15 protein-coding genes are annotated in these 14,925 nt (G+C 67.2%); 4 read left to right on the top strand and 11 right to left on the bottom strand.

The genetic code is table 11. The features are described 5' to 3' along the window. Positions 1-338: 338 nt before the first annotated feature. The 4 genes from cobF to cobS form a co-directional block, all read right to left on the bottom strand. Complete coding sequence (cobF, locus tag CH339_RS22680) at positions 339-1,106, bottom strand: precorrin-6A synthase (deacetylating) (RefSeq protein ID WP_111436685.1); 768 nt, start codon at positions 1,104-1,106, stop codon at positions 339-341. Then, positions 1,103-2,413: a cobyrinic acid a,c-diamide synthase CobB gene (locus CH339_RS22675; protein WP_201240821.1), complete on the bottom strand. Its 1,311-nt coding sequence runs from the start codon at positions 2,411-2,413 to the stop codon at positions 1,103-1,105. Before CH339_RS22675 ends, cobF begins: the two co-directional genes overlap by 4 nt. Before the next feature lie 67 nt (positions 2,414-2,480). Continuing rightward, positions 2,481-3,014, bottom strand: a complete 534-nt coding sequence (cobC, locus tag CH339_RS22670; protein ID WP_111436683.1) for an alpha-ribazole phosphatase family protein — start codon at positions 3,012-3,014, stop codon at positions 2,481-2,483. Then, positions 3,005-3,817, bottom strand: coding sequence for an adenosylcobinamide-GDP ribazoletransferase (gene cobS / locus CH339_RS22665; RefSeq protein WP_201240820.1), 813 nt, complete (start codon positions 3,815-3,817; stop codon positions 3,005-3,007). The genes cobC and cobS overlap by 10 nt, the downstream gene beginning before the upstream one ends. Before the next feature lie 147 nt (positions 3,818-3,964). On the opposite strand from cobS, the gene cobU reads away from it, so the two are divergent. Continuing rightward, positions 3,965-4,471, top strand: a complete 507-nt coding sequence (gene cobU / locus CH339_RS22660; RefSeq protein WP_111436682.1) for a bifunctional adenosylcobinamide kinase/adenosylcobinamide-phosphate guanylyltransferase — start codon at positions 3,965-3,967, stop codon at positions 4,469-4,471. Positions 4,472-4,557: 86 nt separating this feature from the next. After that, on the top strand, positions 4,558-4,911 hold the full coding sequence (locus CH339_RS22655) for a cysteine-rich small domain-containing protein (RefSeq protein WP_111436681.1): 354 nt from the start codon (positions 4,558-4,560) through the stop codon (positions 4,909-4,911). A gap of 193 nt (positions 4,912-5,104) precedes the next feature. Here the strand turns inward: CH339_RS22655 and CH339_RS22650 are convergent, their stop codons facing one another. The 7 genes from CH339_RS22650 to CH339_RS22620 all read right to left on the bottom strand — a co-directional run bounded on the left by CH339_RS22650 (position 5,105) and on the right by CH339_RS22620 (position 12,644). Next, on the bottom strand, positions 5,105-6,565 hold the full coding sequence (locus tag CH339_RS22650) for a cobyric acid synthase (protein WP_244668890.1): 1,461 nt from the start codon (positions 6,563-6,565) through the stop codon (positions 5,105-5,107). Continuing rightward, positions 6,562-8,076: a cobyric acid synthase gene (locus tag CH339_RS22645; RefSeq protein WP_111436687.1), complete on the bottom strand. Its 1,515-nt coding sequence runs from the start codon at positions 8,074-8,076 to the stop codon at positions 6,562-6,564. The genes CH339_RS22650 and CH339_RS22645 overlap by 4 nt, the downstream gene beginning before the upstream one ends. 203 nt (positions 8,077-8,279) lie before the next feature. Continuing rightward, positions 8,280-8,918 (bottom strand): cob(I)yrinic acid a,c-diamide adenosyltransferase, encoded by a 639-nt coding sequence (gene cobO / locus CH339_RS22640; RefSeq protein ID WP_111436679.1) that lies wholly within the window; start codon positions 8,916-8,918, stop codon positions 8,280-8,282. 79 nt (positions 8,919-8,997) lie between these two features. Next, positions 8,998-9,855, bottom strand: coding sequence for a metal ABC transporter permease (locus CH339_RS22635; protein WP_111436678.1), 858 nt, complete (start codon positions 9,853-9,855; stop codon positions 8,998-9,000). Next, positions 9,855-10,745: a metal ABC transporter permease gene (locus tag CH339_RS22630; protein WP_184443409.1), complete on the bottom strand. Its 891-nt coding sequence runs from the start codon at positions 10,743-10,745 to the stop codon at positions 9,855-9,857. Before CH339_RS22630 ends, CH339_RS22635 begins: the two co-directional genes overlap by 1 nt. Beyond that, positions 10,742-11,689 carry a manganese/iron ABC transporter ATP-binding protein gene (locus tag CH339_RS22625; protein ID WP_111436677.1) on the bottom strand — a complete coding sequence of 316 codons (948 nt, stop codon included), beginning with the start codon at positions 11,687-11,689 and terminating at the stop codon, positions 10,742-10,744. The genes CH339_RS22630 and CH339_RS22625 overlap by 4 nt, the downstream gene beginning before the upstream one ends. Positions 11,690-11,735: 46 nt before the next feature. Then, positions 11,736-12,644, bottom strand: coding sequence for a metal ABC transporter substrate-binding protein (locus CH339_RS22620; protein WP_111436676.1), 909 nt, complete (start codon positions 12,642-12,644; stop codon positions 11,736-11,738). A 332-nt stretch (positions 12,645-12,976) separates the two neighbouring features. Between CH339_RS22620 and CH339_RS22615 the strand changes: the two genes are divergently transcribed. Both CH339_RS22615 and CH339_RS22610 read left to right on the top strand, forming a co-directional pair. Continuing rightward, positions 12,977-13,834 (top strand): FadR/GntR family transcriptional regulator, encoded by an 858-nt coding sequence (locus tag CH339_RS22615; RefSeq protein ID WP_111436675.1) that lies wholly within the window; start codon positions 12,977-12,979, stop codon positions 13,832-13,834. Between the two features lie 18 nt (positions 13,835-13,852). Beyond that, the gene (locus CH339_RS22610; RefSeq protein ID WP_111436674.1) at positions 13,853-14,884 is read left to right on the top strand and encodes a TRAP transporter substrate-binding protein; all 1,032 of its coding nucleotides are present in this window, start codon (positions 13,853-13,855) and stop codon (positions 14,882-14,884) included. The last annotated feature ends 41 nt before the right edge of the window (positions 14,885-14,925 follow it).

Below are 14,925 nucleotides of genomic sequence, written 5' to 3'. Positions count from 1 at the left end.
CGGAAGGTCTGCGAGCAGGTGCCGTGGTGGCGGTAAAAGGCCCCGACCGTGGCAAAGGCCGACGACCGGCCGGCCTTGACCTCCTCATATTCCCTGATCAGGAAACGCCACTTCTGAACATAGTTCCGTTCAATCGTCCGGTCATAGCTGTTGTCGCGCATGGGTCGCTCCTTTCCGCAATCCCATCAGCGAATATCTGAACTTGCACAATTGCGAGCGAAGCGAAGCAATCCAGGAGCGGCCTTCGCGATTGCCACCGGCATACCGTGCTGCGACGGGCAATAGACCCCGGCTCGGGGGCCGGGGTGACGGCAGAGTTTTGGCTTGAGCGCCTGCAATCAACCGGCCCGTGCAAGCTTGCGGATCAAATAGATATCCATGATCCAGCCGCGCTCCTCCCGCGCCTCGGCGCGGGTCGCGACGATATCCGGACCCACCTCCGACAGCGGCCCGGAGAACAGCATCTCCCCGTCCATCCCGAGATAGGCGCCCCACCAGATCGTGAGCCCCCCCGGGTCGAGGCTCTGGAAGGCGCAGGCGCCGTCGAGCATGACGGCGACCGTGTCGGCGTCCGCCGGCCAGCCGCGCTCGCGGAGGCGCCGGCCGGTGGTCACCAGCACCGGCGCGCCGACGTCGTTGAAGGGGATGCGGTGGGCGGCGCACAGCGCCTGCAGGGCGGTTATGCCGGGGATGACCCGGATCGACGGCTGCGGGTCGAGACGGGCCGCGATGCGCAGCGAGGAATCGTAGAGCGAGGGGTCGCCCCAGATGAGAAGGGCGACCTTTTTCGGTCTTGGGGCGGCGCTGGCGATCGTTTCGGTCCAGACGGCGGCGATGGCGTCGTGCCAGTCCGATACGCCGGAAAGATAGTCGCCATCGGCGTCGCGCGTCGGCAGGTCGAACTCGGCGATCTGCGTGCCGGCCCCGTCCAGCACGCGGGCGCAGATCTCGCGCCGGAGGTCAGCAAGGTCGGCCTTATCCTCGCCCTTGCGCGGGATGATGATGAGATCGGCGTTCCGCATCGCCGCCGCGCCTTCGAACGTCAGATGGTCCGGGTTGCCGATGCCGATGCCGATGAGGGCGAGGTCGAAGGGCGTTTCGCTCACCGGGTCTCCTCCGTAATGAGGTGAAAGAAGCTGCCGGTCACCTGTCCCCGCCGCGATCCGGTCTCCGCGACCGGGTTGCCGCCGGCATCCAGCACCTCGGCGAGCGCCTCGTCGGGCTGCTCCAGGATGGTCGAATAGTGGAATTCGTGGCCGCGCAGGAGGGCACCGGGTTCATGCCCCGGCACCGGCGCCTGCAGCCGAGCCTGGCGGTAGCCGAGATGCAGCCGGCGGCGCTCGTAACTGGTGACGAGGCCGAGGAGGCCGGCCATTTCGTGGCGGGTGCCGTCGGCGTCGATCAGCGCCTCGCCGAGCACCATGTAGCCGCCGCACTCGCCGTGGATCGGCTTATCCTCGGCGTGCTTGACCAACCCCTCGCGGAAATTGGTCGCCGCCGCAATGCGTGCCGCATGCAGTTCCGGATAGCCACCGGGCAGCCAGACAAGGTCGGCACTCTCGTCGGGCGCTTCGTCGGCGAGCGGCGAAAAGGGCAGGATTTCCGCGCCGGCCGCCTGCCAGCCGTCCAGCAGATGCGGGTAGATGAAGGAAAAGGCGGTGTCCTTGGCCATCGCGATGCGCTGGGCCGGCGGCGTTGGCAGGGCGCCACCGCGGGGCGGGTCGCGCCGCACCCGTGCCGCATCGCGGATGGCCCCCAGATCGCAATGGTCGCGGATGAAGGCGGCGAGGCGCTCGATGGCGGCTTCCAGGTCCGCATGCTCCTCGGCCTGGACAAGGCCAAGATGGCGCTCCGGCATTTCGAGGTCGGAGCGGCGGGGCAGGGCGCCGAGGACGGCGATGCCGAGCCGGGCCATCTCGGAACGGATCATCATTTCGTGGCGGGCGCCGGCGACGCGGTTGAGGATGACGCCGGCAAGCTTCGGCGCATCCGGGTGGCGGGCGAAGCCGAGCGCCGTTGCCGCCGCCGACTGGGCCTGGCCGCCCACATCGAGCACCAGCACCACCGGCCAGCCGAAGCGGCCGGCAATCTCCGCGCTCGTGCCGCGTCCGCCGGCGCCGGGCGCGACCGTGCCGTCATAGAGCCCCATGGAGCCTTCCGCGACGACGAGGTCGCAACCGGCGGCCTTTGCCGCGATGGCCTCCAGCAAGTCTTCGCCCATCGCCCAGCCGTCGAGATTGAAGGAGGCATGACCGGCGGCGACCCGGTGGAAGGCCGGATCGATATAGTCCGGGCCGTTCTTGAAGGGCTGGATGCTCAGCCCCTCGTCGCGGAGGGCCCTGAGGAGGCCGAGCGTCACGGTCGTCTTGCCGAGGCCGGAGGCGGGGGCCGAGACGACGAGGCCGGGCGGCAGGAGGGTGGGATCGGTCATGGAACGTCCTTGTGCTTGCGCCTCCCGATGCGCCAGTCGGCCTTATGTGTCAAGCAGGAGTGACGGGCGGCAGGTCGCGGACGATCCAGTCGCCATAGGCGAATTTCGCCTGCCATGGGTCCGGATGGCCGGTGGCGGCCAGCACCGCGCGCATGACGCCGGCATGGGTGACGCACAGCAGCGCTTCGGCCGGATCGCAGTCGGCGAGGAAGGCGGCGACGCGCTCGGCGAGCATGGCAACGCTCTCGCCGCCATGGGGCCGCGCGCCGAGGACGTCGGCGGCCCATTCGTCGAGTTCGGCAAGCGGGACGTCGTCCCAGGGAACGCCTTCCCATCGGGCGAAGTCAATTTCCGCGAGGCGGGTGTCGATAGCGATGTCGAGGTCCCGGGCGGCAGCAATCTTTTCGGCCAGGCGGCGGCAGCGGGTGAGGGGGCTGGAAACGATCCGCTTGGCCTGCGGCAGGCCGGGGATCAAGGCGGCGGCCTCGTTTTCGAAATCGGCACGCACCGCCACGTCGAGCCGGCCGTAGCAGATGCCCGAAGCGATGTCCGGTGGCAGATGGCGCAGCAATATCAGAGGCATGCGAGCACGGCGAGCAGGATGGCGGTCTCGGTGAGCTGCTGCAGGCCGCCCAGCGCATCGCCCGTGTAGCCGTCGATGCGGCGTTTCAGCATGCGCTCCAGCCAGAAATAGACGGCGGCGGCGGCAAGGGCGGTGGCGAGGGCCGCGAGCGGCGAGACGAGGATCGCAAGGCCGAGAAACGTTGCCGCGCCGGTGAGGACCGCGATGGCGACGCGGGTCGGGCCCGGGCCGGTGCCGGCGAAGGCGGCGGCGCCCTCTTTGCGGGCGTAGGGCAGGCGGACCATCATCGCCAGCACGGACAGCCGGCTGATCCCGTGGGCGGCGACGATCGTCGCGACGGCGGCGGGGCCGAGGGCGCCGATGCTGGCGGCCTTCAGGCCGACGACGATGACGAGGGTGATGACGCCGTAGCTGCCGATGCGGCTGTCGCGCATGATCTCCAGCGCGCGCTCGCGGGTGGTGCCGCCGCCGAGGCCGTCGGCGACATCGGCAAGGCCGTCCTCGTGCAGGGAGCCGGTGAGCCGGACGCCGCTGGCGAGCGCCAGGAAGGCGGCGACGAGTGGCGGCAGGATCAATGCGGCGAGCCAGTAGACGAGGGCGATGGCCGCCCCGATGACGAGGCCGGCGAGCGGCAGATAGCCCATGGCGCGCGCCATGCGCCCCGTGGAATAGCGGGTGTCGATGGGAATCGTCAGCCGCGTCAGGAACTGCAGGCCGAGGACGGCCGTCAGCGCCTCATCGGCCATGCGCGCGGCCGGGCCGGCGGGCTTTTCCTCTCTCGGGGGCTCTTGCTGGGCGTCCATCTTGCAGGCCTTCGCGTTCGTGCCGGCCTTTCCTAGGACGCTTCGGCGGCGGTCGCAATTGCGGGGACCGTTCGACAGGGGCGATTGAACGCCGCGGCGGCGGCGGTTATGGATCGCGGCAATGAAGTTGCCGCAGGAGTGAGGGACATGGGCGAGATCATCCTGGTGACGGGCGGCGCGCGTTCGGGCAAGAGCGTCGTTGCCGAGGAGCGGGCCAAAAGCTTTGCCGGCCGGCCGGTCTATATCGCCACCTCAGAGCCCTATGACGACGAGATGCGCGACCGGGTTGCGGCCCATATCGACAGGCGCGGCGACGACTGGGAAACGGTCGAGGAACCGCTGGCGCTGGCGAAAGCGCTCGATGAGACGGATGGCGCGGGCGCGCGGCTGGTCGATTGCCTGACGATATGGCTCGCCAATTTCATGCTGGCCGAAAAGCCCTGGGAGCCGGAGGTGGAGACGCTCCTTGAGGCGCTGAAGCGCCAGAAAAGCCCTGTGGTCCTAGTCACCAATGAGGTCGGCATGTCGATCGTGCCGGAAAACGCGCTCGCCCGCGCCTTTCGCGATGCGCAGGGTAGTCTCAATCAGAAAGTGGCCGAAGTCGCCGGCGAAGTGACCCTGGTCGTCTGCGGCCAGCCGCTCAGGATCAAATAAGCCTTCGCCGAACGGACAGGTTGACCCGGCCCGACGGCACTTTAGGTAACGGGCATGGTTTAGCGGGCACTGCCCAAGGACGTCCCATGCAACCCAAGGACATGACCAAGAACGAGGCCTTCAAGGGGTTCACCAACGAGGCCTGCCCGTTTCTGCCCTGCCATCAGGGGGTGAAGCGGGAGTTCAACTGCCTGTTCTGCTACTGCCCGCTGATCGCCTATGAGTGCCCGGGACCCTATGAGGTCTACACCGACAAGAACGGGTTGACGCGCAAGGACTGCTCGGCCTGCAAGCTGCCCCATGACGGCTATCTGCAATCCTGGAATTTTATTCAGAAATGGCTGGAATATCCGGTGGTCTGGAAGGGCGAGAAGCAGACAGATCCGCCGACCAGGCGGCCAAGGCCGCCGGGGGCGCCGGAGGATGAGGACGAGGATTGAGGCTGGGTTTTTCTGCGTCGGCGCCGCCTCGTGAAGGTCTAAAGACATTGTCATTGCGAGCGCGCCCTTGCGCGCGTGGCAATCCAGGGGCCGCGTGCTCCGAGCGAGCTGCCCCTGGATCGCCGCGTCGGCCTTAGGGCCTCCTCGCGATGACGGCATACCTCACCTGCCATTCACTAAAGTGGCTTCTTCTCTAGCGCGTCAGCCCCAAAAGCGCGTCGAGGTCGAGGTCTTGTTCCAGTTCCTCGGCGAAGGCATCGAGGGCGGCTTCGACGGCGTCCTCGTAGCGGTGGGTCGAGGCATTGCCGCCCATCTCGGAAATCCAGTGGCTCCTGAACCCGTCGGCGGAAAAGAGGCCGTGCAGATAGCCGCCCATGACGCGGCCGTCTGGCGAGACGGCGCCTTCGGGGCGGCCATCGAGCATCAGCCAGGGGCGGGCGAGGCCGGGGCCTTCCGTCTTGCCCATATGCATCTCGTAGCCGGTGATCCGCGTGCCGCTGATGGCGTCCGGGGCGTCGATGTCGACGAGGCGTTTTTCCGGTCCGATGGTGGTTGCGATGTCGAGGAGGCCGAGGCCCGGCGTTTCGCCTGAGGGGCCTTCGATCCCGTCCGGGTCGCGGACCGTTTTTCCGAGCATCTGGAAGCCGGCGCAGACGCCAACGAGGCGGCCGCCGCGTCGATGGTGGGCGAGGATGTCGATGCCCCAGCCTTCCCGACGCAAAGCATCCAGTGCGGCGCGGGTGTTCTTGGAGCCCGGCAGCAGCACGACGTCGGTCTCGGCCGGGAACGGGGTTCCGGGCCGGATCCAGCGCACCTCGACGCCCGGCTCGGCGGCCAGCGGGTCGAGGTCGTCGAAATTGGAAATGCGCGGGATTTGGGGCACGGCGACGACGAGGCCGGCGCCAGTTGCCGCCCGTTTTTCCAGCGCCAGGGAATCTTCCGGCGGCAAGGCGCGCACGGCCTCGGACCACCTGATGAGGCCGAGCACCTGCCAGCCGGTTTCGGCTTCGATGTCCTTTGCGGCCGGCGCGAAGACGGCGGGGTCGCCGCGGAACTTGTTGACGAGGACGCCGGCGACGCGGGCGCGCTCCGATGGCGTCCAGAGCCGGTGGTGGCCGATGGCGGATGCCGTGACGCCGCCGCGGGACTCGTCGCCGAGCAGCAGTACGGGAAGGTCGGCCGCCTCGGCAAGGCCCATGTTGGAGATGTCCTGGGGCCGCAGATAGCGCTCGGCGCCGCAGCCGGCACCCTCGATCAGGATGAGGTCGCGGTTTTCCGACAGGCGGTCGAGGGATTCGACCACGGCGGCGCGCAAGCTGGGTTTCAGGTCCTGATAGGCGCTGGCGGAATAGCGGCCGAGCACCTTTCCCGCGACCACCACCTGGGCGTCGATGTCGGTCTCGGGCTTCAGGAGCACCGGGTTCATGTCGGTATGGAGCGCGGTTTTCGCGGCGCGGGCCTGCAGGGCCTGGGCGCGCCCGATCTCGCCGCCGTCTGCGGTGACGGCGGCATTGTTCGACATGTTCTGGGCCTTGAACGGCGCCACCTTTAGGCCGCGGCGCGCGTAGGCGCGGCAGAGGCCGGCGATGACGAGGCTCTTTCCGACGTCCGAGCCGGTGCCCATGACCATCAGCCGGCGGGCGCGGGATGTCATGTGGCGAGCGCCAGCAGCGCGTCGAGGTCGAGGTCCTGCTCGAGCTGATCGGCAAGGGCGTCGAGGGCCGCATCGACCTCGGCCTCATAGCGGCGCTCAGAGGCCGCGCCGCCGACCTCGGCGATCCAGTGGCGCCGGAACCCGTCGGCGCCGAAGATGCCGTGGAGGTAGCCGCCCATGACGCGACCGTCGGGCGACATCGCGCCTTCGGGGCGGCTGTCTAGCCGGAACCAGGGGCGTTCCAGGCCTTTTCCTTCGGTGCGGCCCATATGCATCTCGTAGCCAGTCACCCGGGTGCCGCTGACGGAGTCGTCGGCGTCGATTTCGATGAGCCGCTTGTCGCCGCCGATGGTGGTCGTAATGTCGAGGAGGCCGAGGCCGCGCGTCTCGCCCGGCGGGCCCTCGATGCCGTCCGGGTCGCGGACGACCCGTCCCAGCATCTGAAAGCCGGCGCAGATGCCGACGACGCGGCCGCCGCGGCGATGGTGGGCGAGGATGTCGATGTCCCAGCCTTCGGCGACGAGCGTATCGAGGGCGGCGCGGGTGGTCTTGGAGCCGGGCAGCAGGACCACGTCGGCATCGGCCGGGATCGGCCTTCCGGGGCGCACCCATCTGAGGTCGACGCCGGGCTCGCTCGACAGCGGGTCGAGGTCGTCGAAATTGGCCATGCGCGAGATCTGAGGCACGGCGACGACGAGGCTGCCGCCCTCGCTGCGGGCCGGGCGGGCGAGGGCCAGGGCGTCCTCGGCCGGCAGGTGATCGGCGGTGTCGAACCAGCGCACGACGCCGATGAGCGGCCAGCCGGTCTTTTCCGTCATGACGTCGCAGCCGGGTTCGTAGAGCGAGAAATAGCCTCGGAACTTGTTGACGATGTAGCCGCGGATGCGGGCGCGCTCGGTCTCGTCGTGCAAGAGCCAGGAGCCGACGACGGCAGCGATCGCCCCGCCGCGATCATTGTCGGTGAGGAGCACCACCGGCAAGTCGGCGACCTCGGCCAGCTTCATGTTGGTGATGTCGCAATGGCGCAGATACACCTCGGTGCCGCTGCCGGCGCCTTCCACCAGCACGAGGTCGGCCTCAGAAGCGACGCGCCTATAACTGTCCATGATCGCCGGCAGGAGCATGGGCTTGAGGTTGTGGTAGTGGCGCGCCGGCCAGTTGCCGAGGGCGCGGCCGCGCAGCACCACCTGCGAGCCGACAAGCGCCTGGGGCTTCAGGAGCACCGGGTTCATGTGGATGGATGCCGGCAGGCCGGAGGCGCGGGCCTGCAGGGCCTGGGCGCGGCCGATCTCGCCGCGCGGGGCGGGGCCGTCCGGGCTGTCTTCGAGGTCGCTATCGACGGTGACGGCGGCGTTGTTCGACATGTTCTGGGCCTTGAAGGGGGCAACCTTCAGGCCGCGCCTCGCATAGGCGCGGCAGAGGCCGGCGACGAGCAGGCTCTTGCCGACGTCGGAGCTCGTTCCCTGGATCATCAGCGAGCGGCCACGGCGCGGCGGCGCCGGGTCGAGCATCGGCACCGTAATGTCGGGCAGGGGCGGGCAGTCGTCGGGGAACGGGGGACGCGTGTTCATTGGGATTCTGTCGCGGGCATGCCTTGCGGATCGTCGGGCGCGCGAACGCGCCTCCATCCCTGTCAAGCAAGCGGAGCGTCCAGTGTCAATCGGGCTTTACGCGGATGCGGCCGGGATCGCGTGGCGGCGTGGGCGCCTTTCGCTCAGAACTCCACGCCGGGCTGGCCCTTGATGCCGGAGCGGAACGGATGTTTGACGAGGGTCATCTCGGTGACGAGGTCGGCGGCCTCGATGAGCGCTTCCGGCGCGTTGCGGCCGGTCAGCACGACATGGGTCAGCGGCGGCTTTTCGGTCGCAAGGAATTCCAGGATCTCATTGGCGTCGAGATAGTCGTAGCGCAGCGCGATGTTGATCTCGTCGAGGAGCACCATGCGGATGGTCTCGTCGCGGATCAGCTCCTTGGCCTTTTCCCAGCCGGCGCGGGCTGCGGCGATGTCGCGCTCGCGGTCCTGGGTCTCCCAGGTGAAGCCCTCGCCCATCGCATAAAACTGGCAGAGATCGCCGAAATGGCCGGTCAGCAGGCGCCGCTCGCCGGTATCCCAGGCGCCTTTGACGAACTGGACGACGGCGCAGGGCATCTCGTGGGCGATTGAGCGCAGGATCATGCCGAAGCCGGAGGAGGACTTTCCCTTGCCGGTGCCGGTGTGGACGATGACGAGGCCCTTCTCGCCGGACTTCGTCGCCATGATCTTGTCGCGGGCGGCCTTCTTCTTGGCCATCTTCTGGGCGTGGCGGGCGTTGTCGACCGGCTTGGCGGGGGCGGCGGCTGCGTCTTCGGTCATGGGGCGGGCCTTCCGGTTCCTGTGGTGGATTTGCCGGCCACCATAAGGGGTTTCCCTGAGGGCTCCAAGGGTGGGGCCGCTACCTGGCATCCCCGGCCGCAACGGCCCGCATCGAAGCGCGCCTGGTCAGGATGAGGCGGCGCACGAAGGCGACGATGAAGAGGGCGGTCAGCACCAGGACGATGGTCGGGGCCGGGGCGCTGTCGAGGAAGAAGCTCAGATAGGTGCCGGCGATCATCGAGGCCATGCAGACGCCGATGGCGACGAACAGCATGGCGCCGAAGCGGCGGACCATGAGGAAGGCGATGGCGCCGGGCGCGATCAGGAGCGCGATGGCAAGGATCAGCCCGGCGGCGGCAAGGGTGGCGACGATGGTCAACGACAGGGCCGCCAGCAGCCCATAGTGAAGCCAGGCGACGGGCAGGCCGGAGGCCTGGGCCTGCGCCGGGTCGAAGGCATGCAGCACCAGGTCCTTCCATTTCAGCGCGATGGCCGCTGAAACGGCGAGTGAGATGAGGCCGGCGGTCCACAGCTCGTTCGCCTCCACGCCCAGCATGTTGCCGAACAGGATGTGGCTGAGATGGACGTTGGTGTCGATGGAGACGTAGAGCACGATGCCGAGGCCGAACATGCCGGAGAACACGACGCCCATCACCGTGTCCTGCTTCACCCGGCTGTTGTAGGAGAGATAGCCGGTGGCGAGCGCGCAGGTCATGCCGGCAAAGAACGCGCCGACGATCAGCGGCAGGCCGAGGATGTAGGCGAGGACGACGCCCGGCAGCACGGCGTGGCTGACGGCATCGCCCATCAGCGCCCAGCCCTTCAGGACCAGAAAGCAGGACAGAAGCGCCGTCGGCACGGAGACGAGGACGGCAAGGAAGAAGGCGTTCTGCATGAAGCCGAACTGGAACGGCATCAGGAGCGCATCGAGGGACATCACGCGGCCTCCTCGATGCGGGTCCCCCCAGCCTCGCTTTGGCGGCGGACCGCGGCGGCCCGGCGGCGGGCGGCGATCAGCCCGTGCTTAGGGGCGAGCACGAAGGCGATGAGGAAAATGAACGTCTGCAGGCTGACGATGATGCCGCCGGTGGCGCCGTCGATGAAGTAGCTTGCATAGGCGCCGATGAAGCTCGTTGCCGTGCCGATCGCTACCGACGTCAGGATCAGCCGCGGGAAGCGGTCGCAGAGGAGATAGGCGGTGGCGCCGGGCGTCACCACCATGGCAATGACGAGGAAGGCACCTACCGTCTGCATGGCAGCGACGACGGAGGCGGAGAGAAGGACGAAGAAGACGGCCTTCAGGAGCCCGGGCTTGAGGCCGATGGAGCGGGCGTGGTTCTCGTCGAAGAAGGTCACCATCAGGTCCTTCCACTTGGCCAAAAGCACGACCAGCGAGACGATGCCGATGATGGCGAGCTGCAGGGTGTCCTCCGGCGTGATCGCCAGGATGTTGCCCATGGTGATGGTGTTGATGCTGACCGCCATCGGATTGACCGAGATGATGAAGAGGCCGAGGCCGAAGAACGAGGTGAAGATCAGTCCGATGATGACGTCGACCTTGAGGCCGGAGCGCTCCGACAGGAACAGCATGGCACCGGCCGCCAGCCCACCGGCGACGAAAGCGCCGAGGGCGAAGGGAAGGCCGAGGATATAGGCGCCGGCAACGCCCGGCACGACGGAATGGGAAAGGGCGTCGCCGATCAGCGACCAGCCCTTCAGCATCAGATAGGCCGACAGGAACGCGCAGACGCCGCCGACGAGGGCCGAGACCCACATGGCGTTGGTCATGTAGCTGTAGCCGAAGGGCTCCAGGAGATGGGTGATCATTGCTGCGATCCGCCTTTCGGGGACCCGTCTTCCTCGTCGCCGCTCGCCTCGGGCCGGCTCTGGACGGTGCGCTCGCCATACTGGACGAAGGGCCGCTCGTCGTCGGTGAGGATGGTGACCTCGCGGGTGTCGTCGGCGTCCTCGTGCAGCGCCGCGCCGCCGAGGGTGAAGTGGCGCAGCACGCCGCCGAAGGCCTTTTCCAGGTTCGTCCTGGTAAAGGTGGTCTCCGTCGGCCCGTAGGCGAGGACCGTCGCCTTGACCAGCACCGTACGGTCGCAGAATTCCGAGACCGAGCCGAGATTGTGGGTGGAGACCAGCATCACCCGGCCTTCGTCGCGCAATTCGCGAAGGAGGGCGACGATCTGTTCCTCGGTCTTGACGTCGACGCCGGTGAAGGGCTCGTCGAGGAGGATGACGCGGCCCTCCTGGGCGAGCGCGCGGGCAAGGAAGACGCGCTTCCTCTGGCCGCCGGAGAGTTCGCCGATCTGGCGGTGGCGGAACTCCGTCATGTTGACGCGGGAAAGCGCCTCGTCGACGGCGGCACGGTCGGCGGCGCGGGGCCGGCGCAGGAAACCCATATGGCCGTAGCGGCCCATCATGACGACGTCCTCGACCAGCACCGGGAAGGCCCAGTCGACCTCCTCGGACTGGGGCACATAGGCGACGAGGTTTTCGCTGAGCGCCTGTTTCACGGTGCGGCCGAGCAGGCGGATGTCGCCGGTCGCCAGCGGCAGGAACCCCATGATCGCCTTGAAGAGCGTCGACTTGCCGGCACCGTTGACGCCGACCAGCGCCGTCACGGTGCCGCGCGGGATCTCGAAGCTGGCCTTGAAGAGGGCGGTGTGGCCGTTGCGGTAGGTGACGGTGACGTTTTCGGCAAGGATGCCGCTTCCGGTTCCGTCCCTGGCGGCGCGACTGTCGATCGGCTGGGTCTGGTCGAGCATGATTTCTTGTTCTCCGGGGCGGCCCGGTCCTTCCTGGCAGCGCCGGTCAGTTGGTGTCGCCCGTCAGGCCGTCGGCAACGGTCCGGGACGTGACCCGCAGGAGGTCCAGATAGGTCGGGACCGGCCCTCCCGGCTCGCTCAAGGAATCCACATAGAGCACGCCGCCATATCTGGCCCCGGTCTCTCGGGCGACCTGTTCGGCCGGGGCGGTGTTGACGGTGCTTTCGCAGAACACCACCGGGACATCGTTGTCCTTGACGCCGTCGATGACCTTCCTGACCTGCTGCGGCGTGCCGACCTGGTCGGCGTTCATCGGCCAGAGATACAGCTCCTTCATACCGAAGTCGCGGGCGAGGTAGCTGAAGGCGCCCTCGCAGGTGACCAGCCAGCGTTTGTCCTCGGGGATCTCGGCGATCCGGGCGCGCAGGGGCTCCAGCGTCGCCCGCAGCTTCTCCTTATAGGCCGCGGCGTTCTTTTCGTAGACGGCGGCATTGTCCGGATCGTGCTCGGAAAACGCGGCAACGATATTGTCGATGTAGATCAGCGAATTCTCCAGGCCCATCCAGGCATGGGGGTTCGGCATGCCCTCATAGGAGCCGGACTTAATCGGGATCGGGTTGATACCGTCGCTCAGCGTGGCGGAGGGGATGTCGCCGAGATGGGAGAGGAACTGCTCGAACCAGCGCTCCAGGTTGAGGCCGTTCCACAGGATCAGGTCTGCATCGACGGCGCCGACGATGTCCTGGGGGGTCGGCTCGTAGCCGTGAATTTCCGCGCCGGGCTTGGTGATGGAGACGACCTCGGCGGCGTCGCCGGCGACGTTCGCGGCCATGTCGGCAAGGACCGTGAAGGTGGTGACGACCTTCATCTTCGCGGCGGAGGCCGCGGTAGCGCCGGCGGCGAGCCCGATCGCAAAAAGGACGCCGGTGGCAAGGTGCAGAACGGGGCGACGCATCGGGGCTCCTAGCGGATTTCACGTAGTGTTCTTAGAACGATTTTAAATTCTGATCCCCTTCTAACTTTATTGCGATTAACTTGCAACTAGCTTCTCGGCAGAAAGGAAACGCCGTCCATCTTACCGGACGCCATGGCGGCCTGTTGTCGCCGCGCCCGGCAAATCGCCGCAGGCGGACTGGCGCCGGCGGGCGGCGTTGCCATCCGGGCCGGAGCGTTCGATGTCGCGGTCCGGTCCGTCAACCTTGCCTTAATTGTCAGAATACCGTTGCCGAATTGTCTGACATTTGTTAGGCTGCTTACAAAACAGATACCGGGATGGAACGTCACAGAATGGACTCGGCTTCCGCAACAGGCAGGAAGACGACGGTCGGCCGCAGCGAAGTCGGCAACCTCGTCACCCATCACCTGGCAAAGCAGGTCTTTGCCGGCGAGTTGAAGCCCGGCGACCAGATCCCCCCCGAAATCGAGCTCGTCACCCAGTTCGGCATCAGCCGCGCCTCGGTGCGCAGCGGCCTGCAGACGCTGGCGACCCTCGGCATCATCGCCCGCCAGGCCGGCCGCGGCTCCGTCGTCCAGGAATACCGCGAGTGGAACTTCCTCGATCCGACCGTGACGGAGTGGATGGGCACCTTCGCCGCGCCGAACCCGGATTTCCTCAGCGAGATCTTCGAATTCCGCATCACCATCGAGCCGGTGATCTCGGCGATCGCGGCGCGGCGCGCCAATGCCCGCGATCTGCTGGCCATGGAAGAGGCGTTCGAGATGATGGCGCGGCACCAGGACCGCGGCCATGCCCGCGACGGCACCGAGATCTCGCCCTTCACCGAGGCCGACATCGCCTTCCATACGGCCATCTACCGGGCGACGCACAATCTCGTCTGGGCGCAGCTTGCGCACATCCTCAGCCCGTCGATCCTGCTCGTCATCCGGATCAGCAACGAGACCGCGGACGAACTGCGCGACAGCCTCGGGCGCCATCGGCACCTGATGGAATGCATCCGCATGCGCGATGCCGACGCCGCCTTCGACGCGGCCCTGCACGTCATGAACCGGACCGGCTACGACCTCGGTCTGACGACGTCGCGGGACAATGACGAAATCCTCGCTCGCGTCAGGGCGAGGCTCACCCCGGACGCCTCCGGCACGGAGTTGCGTCCAGAACCATCCGGCAGCAAAGCCGGGTCATAACAGCGAGGAGATGCTCCCATGATCGTTTCGAAACTGGCACGCACCGGCGCGCTCGTCGGCGCCGCCCTGGGGCTGGCCGTCGCCGTCCAGGCGGCCAAGGCCGCAGAATATGAATGGACGTTCCAGACCTCGGAGACCGCCGGTGAGGAACAGTTCAAGATCAAGCAGCACTGGGCCGACAACATCAACAAGATGTCGAGCGGCCGGATCAAGATCGAGATCCTGCCGACCGGCGCGGTAGTGCCGCACAACCAGACGCTCGACGCCGTCGGCTCCGGCATCCTGCAGGGCCACCTGACCGACCCGAGCTACTTCTCCGGCCTCAACCCGGCGTTCTCCATGCTCGGCAACCTGGTCGGCGCCTGGGGCGATCCGCTGGAGTTCATGGAATACATGCAGTATGGCGGCGGCGAGGAGCTCTATAACGAACTCGTCGAGCCCTACAATGTGCACCTGATCGGTGCGGCGGCGACCGGCCTTGAGGCGTTCGTCACCAAGAAGCCGATCCGCTCGGTCGCCGACCTGAAGGGCCTGAAGCTGCGCGCCCCGGAAGGCATGGTCTACGAGATCTTCGCCAAGGCCGGCGCCTCGCCGGTGAACCTGCCGGGCTCGGAAGTCTATACCGGCCTTGAAAAGGGCGTCATCGACGCCGCCGACTACACCGTCTTTTCGACCAATCACGCGCAAGGCCTGCACCAGTTCGCCAACTATCCGAACTATCCGGGCTTCCATTCCCTGCCGATGGTCGCGGTCTCCATGAACAAGGAGATCTGGGACGGCCTGCCGGACGACCTGAAGACGATCATGGAAGTGGCGACCGATTCGCTCGCCTACGAACTCGTCTTCAAGCTGAAGGCCAAGGATCTTGCCGCCGTTCAGGAAGCGCGTGCCGACCCGAACATCGAGGTCATCGACATGCCGGCCGAAGAGCGCAAGAAATTCCGCAATATCGCCAAGGAAGAATGGGCGGTGTGGGCCAAGAAGAACGAGCTGACCCAGAAGGTCTACGACTCGGTCGTCGCGTTCCTTACCACGCGCAACCTGATGTAAGCTTCCAGCATGCACGCCGCGCGCCGGGGTCCCTAGCCCTG

This window comes from Rhodobium orientis (assembly GCF_003258835.1).
GTDB lineage: Bacteria > Pseudomonadota > Alphaproteobacteria > Rhizobiales > Rhodobiaceae > Rhodobium > Rhodobium orientis.
Note: the sequence above shows the minus strand (reverse complement) of the source record. Positions and strands in the feature narration are given on the sequence as shown.

Bases quoted from the DNA above. Each gene is read 5' to 3' on its own strand.
- cobC (WP_111436683.1), bottom strand. From the start codon at position 3,014: ATGCCTCTGATATTGCTGCGCCATCTGCCACCGGACATCGCTTCGGGC.
- cobS (WP_201240820.1), bottom strand. From the start codon at position 3,817: ATGGACGCCCAGCAAGAGCCCCCGAGAGAGGAAAAGCCCGCCGGCCCG.
- cobU (WP_111436682.1), top strand. From the start codon at position 3,965: ATGGGCGAGATCATCCTGGTGACGGGCGGCGCGCGTTCGGGCAAGAGC.
- CH339_RS22655 (WP_111436681.1), top strand. From the start codon at position 4,558: ATGCAACCCAAGGACATGACCAAGAACGAGGCCTTCAAGGGGTTCACC.
- CH339_RS22650 (WP_244668890.1), bottom strand. From the start codon at position 6,565: ATGACATCCCGCGCCCGCCGGCTGATGGTCATGGGCACCGGCTCGGAC.
- CH339_RS22645 (WP_111436687.1), bottom strand. From the start codon at position 8,076: ATGCTCGACCCGGCGCCGCCGCGCCGTGGCCGCTCGCTGATGATCCAG.
- cobO (WP_111436679.1), bottom strand. From the start codon at position 8,918: ATGACCGAAGACGCAGCCGCCGCCCCCGCCAAGCCGGTCGACAACGCC.
- CH339_RS22635 (WP_111436678.1), bottom strand. From the start codon at position 9,855: ATGTCCCTCGATGCGCTCCTGATGCCGTTCCAGTTCGGCTTCATGCAG.
- CH339_RS22630 (WP_184443409.1), bottom strand. From the start codon at position 10,745: ATGATCACCCATCTCCTGGAGCCCTTCGGCTACAGCTACATGACCAAC.
- CH339_RS22625 (WP_111436677.1), bottom strand. From the start codon at position 11,689: ATGCTCGACCAGACCCAGCCGATCGACAGTCGCGCCGCCAGGGACGGA.
- CH339_RS22620 (WP_111436676.1), bottom strand. From the start codon at position 12,644: ATGCGTCGCCCCGTTCTGCACCTTGCCACCGGCGTCCTTTTTGCGATC.
- CH339_RS22615 (WP_111436675.1), top strand. From the start codon at position 12,977: ATGGACTCGGCTTCCGCAACAGGCAGGAAGACGACGGTCGGCCGCAGC.
- CH339_RS22610 (WP_111436674.1), top strand. From the start codon at position 13,853: ATGATCGTTTCGAAACTGGCACGCACCGGCGCGCTCGTCGGCGCCGCC.